Source organism: Roseivivax lentus, assembly GCF_900156805.1.
Taxonomy (GTDB): Bacteria; Pseudomonadota; Alphaproteobacteria; order Rhodobacterales; family Rhodobacteraceae; genus Roseivivax; species Roseivivax lentus.
This window is the reverse complement of record NZ_FTOQ01000002.1, coordinates 684,052-692,136: the sequence shown is the minus strand read 5'-3', so window position 1 is coordinate 692,136 and position 8,085 is coordinate 684,052. Positions and strand designations below refer to the sequence as shown.

Below are 8,085 nucleotides of genomic sequence, written 5' to 3'. Positions count from 1 at the left end.
CGTCCCGCGCATCACACCCGCCTCCGTATCCGTGACAGGGGTGAATCATGTTCTCGAAAGCGCGTCGAGACCGGCCTTTTTCAGCAACCTGTTAATGCGCAGCAACAGGCTGAGCCGTCGAAGGCTGGGATCGATGGCGGGACGATCACAAAGCTGGATGTCTATAAAGACAATAAGCTGGCGATGCGCTTTGATCAGGAATGGCAGCTGCAACCCAAAACGCCAGAGCAGAAAGAGGCGCTGCATCGTATCCGCAACGGTCTCGATGATACGCCGCAAAAAGACTTCAAAGGCTTTGATCGGAAAGACGACAAAGATCGCGGTTTCGATCGATAAATCAGACCCTTAGAAACGGTTCCTAATCAGCAGGGTAGCAGCATAAGCGGCTACCCTGTTTGCGTGTCCGCCCCACGGGTTTGACGGGCGGGATTCATCCAGATGCTGTTCCAGAAGAACATCGAGCAGGGCAGCGGACTACGCATCCTTCACAATCGGCAGGGTTTGCAGATGGGCATCAATGGCCTCGACCACATCCGCGCTCATCGGCAGATTGGCTTTTTCGCTAGACCATTTCTCCAGGAAGAGGGCAACGGTCTCCTTTGCGGTGTCCAGCACCAGCTTTTGCGGCAGCGCAGCTTTGGCGGCGAGATGCTCCAGCTCGTCTTTTATCAGTCCGGCGAAGGTGCGCGTGCGACTGTAGTTCAGCGCAAACTGATCGCCGGGAATATAGGGGATGGTTGAGACGAAATCATAGGCGGGCGCGAGCCGGGCGGTATGCCCGTCCGGGTAGATGAGCGACCAGTTTTTGAGGTGCATATCGCCATTGCCGATGAGTGTGTTGAAGACCAGGCGGCGGATGAGCTCAGCGGTGTCCTGGCCTTCAGATTCTGTTGCCACCACATTCGCGATATTGGCCAGGCTGGCTTTCTTGTACTTGTCTTCGGCAAAGACGCCAAAGACTTGCGCAAAGTCTTCGATATGGACGGAGCCGCCTTCCGTGCGATCAAACCGCTCGATGATGAAAGCATGCTGGCCCAGCCTGTCCACGCCTGACGGCAGGTTGCCGATATCTGCGACATTGACCAGATCGATGGCGGGCACGGATATGCCGACCATGCGCGCCAGGCTCATCATCGAGAATTCATTCTCGGGCACGCCTTGGAATTCCTGCGATGGTAGCTTGACGATCCAATCGCCCCCGACCCCACTCGCGGGAATGGTCAGCCCGCCGCTGGCATCGCTGATCGCGGAGAATTTGAGCTGCACGCCAGCAAGGGAGAAGCGCAGGATATCGTCATGCGCTTGGGCTTGCTCTTCCGGCGTGAGCTCGCTGTCATCAACCGGTGGCCAGGCCTCGCCGTCTGCGGGCTCAACCGTGACCGCACCAGGCAAGTCGCGGCCCAGAACCCACATGAGGAAGAACTCACGGGTCGGGTGGAGGTCTGCTTTTTCGGCTAGGTATGTGCGCAAATGCCCTTCCGGGAGCAGGTTTGAGAAGAACGGCATCAGCTTGATCTTAAAGCTGCGGTGATCGGTGATCAGATCGCCAAGCTGGTCCTTGAAGCTCAGGCTGAGCGTTGGGCGGTTAGGATCACTGATATAGTCATCGGTAAAGGCAAAGACCGTTTTCTCCCCGCCAAGATAGGTGAGGGTTCCGATTTTCTGCCCGTAGAGCAGGACATTGAGGATCGAGACATCAGGCATCGTCATCCTCGTCGAGCGAGTAAGCTGGCTTCGGGCGATCCTCGGCCTGGGATGCGAGCGGCTGATGCGCGAGCTGGTTACGAAGCCCTCGAATGCTATTCAGGCTCCGTTCGATGGCTTCCTGCTGATCGGATGTGTCTGGCAGCCTTTCCATCGTTTTACGGATGTTTCTGAGCACGTCCGGATCGATGTCGAGAGACTGGAAGCGCTCCAATCCGGCAAAGCTCTTTTGCAGCTGCGTAATCCCCTCAAGCGCGGGCATCTTGATTTGAAGATTGCGCAAGGTCTCGGAGATGCGGTTCATCTCTTTGAGCGAGGCTGCGATGGATTTGCTGCTAGGTCCGATAGCCTGACGCGAGATGGACCGAACTGCAGGGACGGCCTTGCGCGGAACGAGCGCCAGCTCCATGTCGAGCGCGTGTGCAAGCGCGACGAGACTGGTCGTGCGTGGATCAACTGTGCCTGCCTCGATCCTTGAGATTTGCGCTTGCGGGACGCCTGTCATCGCGCTCAGGACACGTTGACTGAGGCCCTTGGCGGTTCGCGCCTCTCTAAGGCTGGCGGCTATGGTTTCCGTGTTATAGCTCATTTTCGATGTTCTTTTCTGCATCAGACGCCATGCCTGATGCGTTAAAGTATATCATATTTCTGCAGATTTTCAAGTTTGATGTCGGTATCAGCATCACAGTGAATAATTGATATATTATTCGACATCATGCAGCATGAGCCGCGTAAGCCGAACGCCAGGCATCCGCTACAGCAGCGAGAGGCGCGCTGGCTGCCCCAACCGTTTTGCATTTGAGATCAGGGGCTTAGGATTATGTTCTCATGGCAGCCAAGCTGCGAGAGCTGCTATTCTAACGCATGTCGCAAGTTGAATTTATGCAGTATTTACAGTCCCGCTCTTCCGATCATCCGGATCACAAGCCGGTTGGGCGTCCCTATCAGAACAAGGCCGGAGCCAGCATGCTCATCCATCTGCCCCAAAATTATTGGGCGTATGTGGATTGGCTGGAAGCACGCGGTGACATCGATTTCCAGGCGTGGGTTTTGCACGTTGAGGAAAACCCGTTTGAAGACTGGCCGATGCCGCAGCTCCTCATGTACTGGCTCTGGCTTGATGAGACCCGCCGCCATCGCAACGGCGATCCGGCTCCAAGCGCCGCGCCGCCAGAGGGCTTTACGCGCTACGGCGAGCCCTCAAACGATCTTTAACGTGATCGCACTAACGAGTGCTTTTGCGCACCGCATGAAATTTTCGCCAAAATTAACTGCAGCAGAAATTTCTGAAAATTTTAATCACGTAATCGATAGGGCGAGGTAATATTTGCTCACTACATACAAGCCTTACTAATATAATAATGACCGATATCGTTCATTGTGATATTATTCATTAAATTAATAGAATAAGTCATAAGCAATGGATAACAAATTACTTACAAAGTCCGAGTTCAAAAAAGTTGTCAAAGATCTGAAAGATGAAATTGACGATAACTGCGCAGATATTGATTTCCCTAAGGCATACGCTGGGTATTTACAACTATCCAGAATATTTGGCGACGTGCGCCTTGCTGTGACCAATCGAGGTGATCGAAAACGCGTGGAAATGGTACCACAGTTCTAGTCGCTCTATCTGATAACATAGACCTTAGGAGCCAAAGCTGCCGCGTTATGCGGCAGCCTCTCCTTCTTCATCAGATGACGGCTGGAACCCATGCAGGAAATCCGCCGCCCGCTGCGCATGGGCTGCGGCTGCAAAGATGGCCCGCTTGTCGTTTTTGAGGACCTTCAGCCAGCTCTGAATATAGGCGGCATGGTCTGTACCTGCCTCGGGGGTCTGCGCAAGCGGCGCGCAACGATTGAATGCCTCAACTTCAAGTTTGAGGAGACACCCGAAGGTGAGTTCATTGAAACGATCATGGCAGCGCAAGGCGCACTGGAGCGGAAGCAAAACGGACGGCAGGTTGCTCAGAAGATGAAGGCGAGGATGCAGTCTGGATATTGGGTCCACAACGCGCCAGTCGGCTATCGCTACAAGTCTGTCAAAGGGCACGGCAAGCTCCTCACGCCCGACGAGCCACACGCGAGTGTCGTACGGGAAGCGATCGAGGGATTTGCCATCGGTCGTTATCAATCGCAGGTCGAAGTGCAGCGGTTTCTGGAGACGAAGCCGTATTACCCTCACAATAACGGCGGCAAGGTTCTCGCTATGCGTGTTACGGACTTGTTGAAGAACCCGATCTACACAGGCCACATTTGCAGCGAGGTCTACGAACTGAACTGGCTCAGAGGACAGCATGAGCCGCTGATTTCGATGGAAACGTACGACAAGGTGCAAAAGCGCCTGGCAAGCACGGGCTACGCGCCAGAACGCAAGAACACTGGAAAAGACTTCGTCCTGCGCGGATTTGCGACGTGCGGCGACTGTAGTACGCCGCTTCGGTCTTCATGGTCGAAGGGCGCGCGCAACTACTACGCGTATTATTCCTGCCATACCAAAGACTGCGACAGTTACGGCAAGTCGATCCCGCGCGATAAGATCAAGGGTGCGTTCGAGCAGATCGTAAGAACGCTGCAGCCAAGCCCGAAACTGACTGCGCTGGCGCGGGTGATATTTGCCCAAGCTTGGGAAGCCAGACTTGCCCAGGCTAAGGATACGAAGCGCTCCATCAAACGGCAGGTCGTCGAGATTGAGAAGCAGATCGAGAAACTGGTTGCCCGTATCATGGACACATCCAACGAAGCGGTCATCAGCGCTTACGAGAAAAGGATCAAAGCGCTTGAGCAGGACCGGGTTCGGATGAAGCAAAATATTGACAGAATCCTGCCAAAAGCGGGGACAGCTGAGGAGATTTTAGAACTCTCGCTTCAGCTCCTCTCAAACCCTTGGAAAATCTGGAAAAACGGCAATCTGACCTTGCGCAGAACACTGCTCAGATTGGCATTTACTGAAGGATTTTCGTACCATCGAAATTCCGGACATAGAACACCGGAAATATCGTTGCCGTTCAAGGCTTTGGGGGTGTTTCAGACTGGTATGAAAATGAATGGTGCTGCTGGAGAGAATTGAACTCTCGACCTCTCCCTTACCAAGGGAGTGCTCTACCTCTGAGCTACAGCAGCGCCGGGGTGCCGATCTGGGCGGCGTGGCGGGTCTCTACTGGCAAAAATCCGAAGGCGCAAGCACGAATCTGGACCCTGTTTGCCCGCTGCGATAGAGAGCGGGCATGGAGCAGAAACCGACATCGTCGAAACCCCGCGATGCGGGCCGCGAGGACCGCCTGAAGGCCGCGCTCAAGGCCAATCTCGCACGCCGCAAGGCGCAGGCGCGGGCCCGGGACCGGGCCGCGGGGCCGGACGACGCGGACAACAAAGACAAGGATTGAGGCCATGGATTCCATCATCGTCACCGGAGGCGGGCCGCTTTCGGGCCAGATCCCCATCGCGGGGGCGAAGAATGCCTGCCTCACGCTCATGCCCGCGACGCTGCTCTCCGAAGAGCCGCTGACACTGACCAACGCGCCGCGGTTGTCGGATATCCGCACCATGACGACGCTGCTGCAATCGCTGGGGGCGGAAGTCTCGAGCCTGCAGGACGGGCATGTGCTCGCGCTGTCGAGCCACGACATCCACAATCACAAGGCCGATTACGACATCGTCCGCAAGATGCGCGCCTCGATCCTCGTGCTGGGTCCGATGCTGGCGCGGGACGGCCACGCGGTCGTGTCCCTGCCCGGCGGCTGCGCCATCGGCGCGCGGCCGGTGGATTTGCATCTGCGCGCGCTGGAGGCGATGGGCGCCGAGCTCGATCTGCGCGACGGCTACGTGCATGCCAAGGCACCGGGCGGGCTCAGGGGCGGGACCTTCGAGTTTCCGCTGGTATCGGTGGGCGCCACCGAGAACGCGCTGATGGCGGCGACGCTGGCCAAGGGGACCACCGTGCTGAAGAATGCCGCGAAGGAGCCCGAGATCGTCGATCTGGCCGATTGCCTGCGCCGCATGGGCGCCCAGATCGAGGGCGACGGCACCGACACCATCACCATCCAGGGGGTCGAGCGCCTGGGCGGCGCCACGCACCGCGTGGTCACCGACCGGATCGAGCTTGGCACCTACATGCTGGCGCCCGCGATCTGCGGCGGCGAGGTCGAGTGCCTCGGCGGCGAGATCCGGCTGGTCCAGGCCTTTTGCGAAAAGCTCGACGCGGCGGGCATCACCGTCGAGGAGACCCAAAGCGGTTTGAAAGTGTCCCGCAAGAACGGCCGCGTGCGGGCCGTCGACGTAACCACCGAGCCCTTCCCCGGCTTTCCGACGGATCTTCAGGCGCAGATGATGGCGCTGCTCTGCACCGCCGAGGGCACCAGCGTCCTGGAAGAGAAGATCTTCGAGAACCGCTTCATGCACGCGCCCGAACTCATGCGGATGGGGGCGCGGATCGAGGTTCATGGCGGCACCGCGACGGTGACCGGCGTCGAGAAGCTGCGCGGCGCGCCGGTGATGGCCACCGATCTGCGCGCCAGCGTGTCGCTGATCCTCGCGGGGCTCGCGGCCGAGGGCGAGACGCAGGTGAACCGGGTCTACCATCTCGACCGCGGCTACGAGCATGTGGTGCGCAAGCTCTCGGGCGTCGGCGCGAAGATCGAAAGGATCAAGGAGACATGAGCCAGGACGCACGTTTCGAGGATGCCGCGCCGAAGCCGCTGAACCTCGGCGCGATGGACACCGACGATCTGGCGGTGCTGTCGGCGCTGGTGCAGGACGCGGTGCTGCCCGCGACCGAGATCGTCTTTTCGCGCAAGGAGCGGCGGCTGGCGCTCTTGATCAACCGGTTGCGGCACGAGGACGACACCCCGCAGGTGGAGCGGGTGCAATCGTTGCTGGCCATCGAGAACGCGCTGGGCGTGAAAAGCCAGGGCGTGACGCGGGGCGATGCAGAGACCATCCTGCAGATCCTCGCGATCGCGTTCGAGCCGGGCGCAGACGGCGCGGGCTTCGTCGAGATCACGCTGGCGGGCGACGGGGCGATCCGCGCCGAGGTCGAGGCGCTGGAGGTGCGGGTCAAGGACGTCACGCGGCCCTATCTCGCGCCCTCGGGCAAGCGGCCCGATCACCCGCTGGAGTGAGGCCGCGGGGGCGAAGATCGCACGCGATCTTCGCGGCGAAATCCGACGCGGATTTCGGGGCGCGCGCCGGCGCCGTTGTGCGAAAATCGCGCCGATTTTCGCGCAGAATTCCGCGCCGGAATTCTGGGCCTTGCTCAGACGGTGGCGTCCGGTTCGCGCGCAGGCTCGGTTGCCCGGGCCAGCATGTCGACGCCCAGCGTCTTCCAGAAATGCAGGAAGTCGATGAAGACCCAGTTCTCGGCCAGCTTGTCGCCCGCGCGGCGGTAGATATCCACGACGCGGAACTCGCCGGTCCGGTCGCTGGCGGGCATCCCCATGAAGCCACCCGTCGGGCGCACGGTGAAATTCGGCCAGCCGAAAAAGCCGCCGTAATGCCCCTCGGCCAGCCGGGCGACGTGGCGCGTCGGCGAGCGGTCGGCGAAGCCCGCACGAAAGGGCGCGGCATGCTGCTGCGCGTAGCGCGCGATGGTGTAGGTCGCGCCGATGCCGGCGGGGCCCCACCAGATCATGTCCTCGGCCCAGTTGCGCATCAGTTCCTCTTCGAGCGGCAGATGCGATTGCCACTGGCCGAGATCGGCGATCATCCGGTCGATGAGCGCTCGCGTCGCCGCCCCCGCCTCGGGCGGCTGGGCATCGAAGAGCAGCCCGTCATGGGTCAGCGGGCCGGGCTGCACCAGATGCGCCGCGCTCTGCCCCGGGAACGGGTTCTGGCCCGCCTGCTCCATCAGGTGCGGGATATCGCAGAAGAACGCGGTCTCGGCGATGCGCCCGGCCTCCACCCGGTAGAAGCTCGCGTAGCGCAGGAAGGCCATCTTGCCGGTGGGCCGGATGCTGAGCCAGGGCGCGTCGAAAAGCCCAACGAGATGGCCCATGGACACGACCCAGAGCCCTGTCCCGCCATCCATCTGGTTGGCGCCCGCGAAGAAGATGTCCTCGCGGCGATGCAGCCGCGTGAAGGCCCGCGCAAGCGGCGCGAGCACATGGTCCGCCAGCGCTGCGGGGCCGAGATGTTCGCCCAGCGGATCCACCCCGCGAAAGAGATGCGCCGCGCCGAGAGACCGCGCCGTGGCCTCGGCCAGCGCCTCCGCCGCGCGGCTGGCATCCGGCACCGCGAAGGCCGCGTCCAAAGCGCTTTGGAAAGCGCGCACGACGCCTTTTTCCTCTTGTCCGTCCCTCATGCCAGTCCCGCCCCCGGCAATTTTGCATACGCTTGCAAAAAGAGCTTGCCAAATCCCGGAGCCGCCGTCTAGCGTTTCGATGT

At 60.0% G+C, this 8,085-nt stretch carries 10 protein-coding genes and 1 tRNA gene; 6 read left to right on the top strand and 5 right to left on the bottom strand.

Features of this window, described 5'->3' with window-relative positions:
* Positions 1 to 336: DUF7678 domain-containing protein (locus tag BW990_RS21775; RefSeq protein WP_159441614.1), on the top strand; the 336-nt coding region annotated here is incomplete at its 5' end.
* A 138-nt stretch (positions 337 to 474) separates the two neighbouring features.
* On the opposite strand, the gene BW990_RS06990 is transcribed toward BW990_RS21775, so the two are convergent.
* Both BW990_RS06990 and BW990_RS06985 read right to left on the bottom strand, forming a co-directional pair.
* Positions 475 to 1,704, bottom strand: a complete 1,230-nt coding sequence (locus tag BW990_RS06990; protein WP_076446422.1) for a type II toxin-antitoxin system HipA family toxin — start codon at positions 1,702 to 1,704, stop codon at positions 475 to 477.
* On the bottom strand, positions 1,697 to 2,293 hold the full coding sequence (locus BW990_RS06985; RefSeq protein WP_076446302.1) for a helix-turn-helix domain-containing protein: 597 nt from the start codon (positions 2,291 to 2,293) through the stop codon (positions 1,697 to 1,699). The genes BW990_RS06990 and BW990_RS06985 overlap by 8 nt, the downstream gene beginning before the upstream one ends.
* A 275-nt stretch (positions 2,294 to 2,568) precedes the next feature.
* Between BW990_RS06985 and BW990_RS06980 the strand changes: the two genes are divergently transcribed.
* Positions 2,569 to 2,919: a hypothetical protein gene (locus BW990_RS06980; RefSeq protein ID WP_143526101.1), complete on the top strand. Its 351-nt coding sequence runs from the start codon at positions 2,569 to 2,571 to the stop codon at positions 2,917 to 2,919.
* Between the two features lie 454 nt (positions 2,920 to 3,373).
* Here the strand turns inward: BW990_RS06980 and BW990_RS22535 are convergent, their stop codons facing one another.
* Positions 3,374 to 3,715 (bottom strand): zincin-like metallopeptidase domain-containing protein, encoded by a 342-nt coding sequence (locus BW990_RS22535; RefSeq protein ID WP_407690127.1) that lies wholly within the window; start codon positions 3,713 to 3,715, stop codon positions 3,374 to 3,376.
* Here BW990_RS22535 and BW990_RS06970 point away from each other — a divergent pair.
* Complete coding sequence (locus tag BW990_RS06970; protein ID WP_407690126.1) at positions 3,623 to 4,774, top strand: recombinase zinc beta ribbon domain-containing protein; 1,152 nt, start codon at positions 3,623 to 3,625, stop codon at positions 4,772 to 4,774. The two genes, BW990_RS22535 and BW990_RS06970, sit on opposite strands and share 93 nt — an antisense overlap.
* On the opposite strand, the gene BW990_RS06965 is transcribed toward BW990_RS06970, so the two are convergent.
* A tRNA-Thr gene (locus BW990_RS06965) sits at positions 4,753 to 4,827 on the bottom strand. The genes BW990_RS06970 and BW990_RS06965 overlap by 22 nt on opposite strands.
* Before the next feature lie 104 nt (positions 4,828 to 4,931).
* On the opposite strand from BW990_RS06965, the gene BW990_RS22060 reads away from it, so the two are divergent.
* From BW990_RS22060 to BW990_RS06955, 3 genes are read left to right on the top strand one after another with little or no spacing between them, the layout of a single operon-like run.
* Positions 4,932 to 5,090, top strand: a complete 159-nt coding sequence (locus BW990_RS22060) for a hypothetical protein (protein WP_200798024.1) — start codon at positions 4,932 to 4,934, stop codon at positions 5,088 to 5,090.
* 4 nt (positions 5,091 to 5,094) lie between these two features.
* On the top strand, positions 5,095 to 6,363 hold the full coding sequence (gene murA, locus BW990_RS06960; protein WP_076446298.1) for a UDP-N-acetylglucosamine 1-carboxyvinyltransferase: 1,269 nt from the start codon (positions 5,095 to 5,097) through the stop codon (positions 6,361 to 6,363).
* Positions 6,360 to 6,824, top strand: coding sequence for a DUF2948 family protein (locus BW990_RS06955; protein WP_076446296.1), 465 nt, complete (start codon positions 6,360 to 6,362; stop codon positions 6,822 to 6,824). Before murA ends, BW990_RS06955 begins: the two co-directional genes overlap by 4 nt.
* Positions 6,825 to 6,958: 134 nt before the next feature.
* Here the strand turns inward: BW990_RS06955 and BW990_RS06950 are convergent, their stop codons facing one another.
* On the bottom strand, positions 6,959 to 8,002 hold the full coding sequence (locus BW990_RS06950) for an ester cyclase (protein ID WP_076446295.1): 1,044 nt from the start codon (positions 8,000 to 8,002) through the stop codon (positions 6,959 to 6,961).
* Between the last annotated feature and the right edge of the window lie 83 nt (positions 8,003 to 8,085).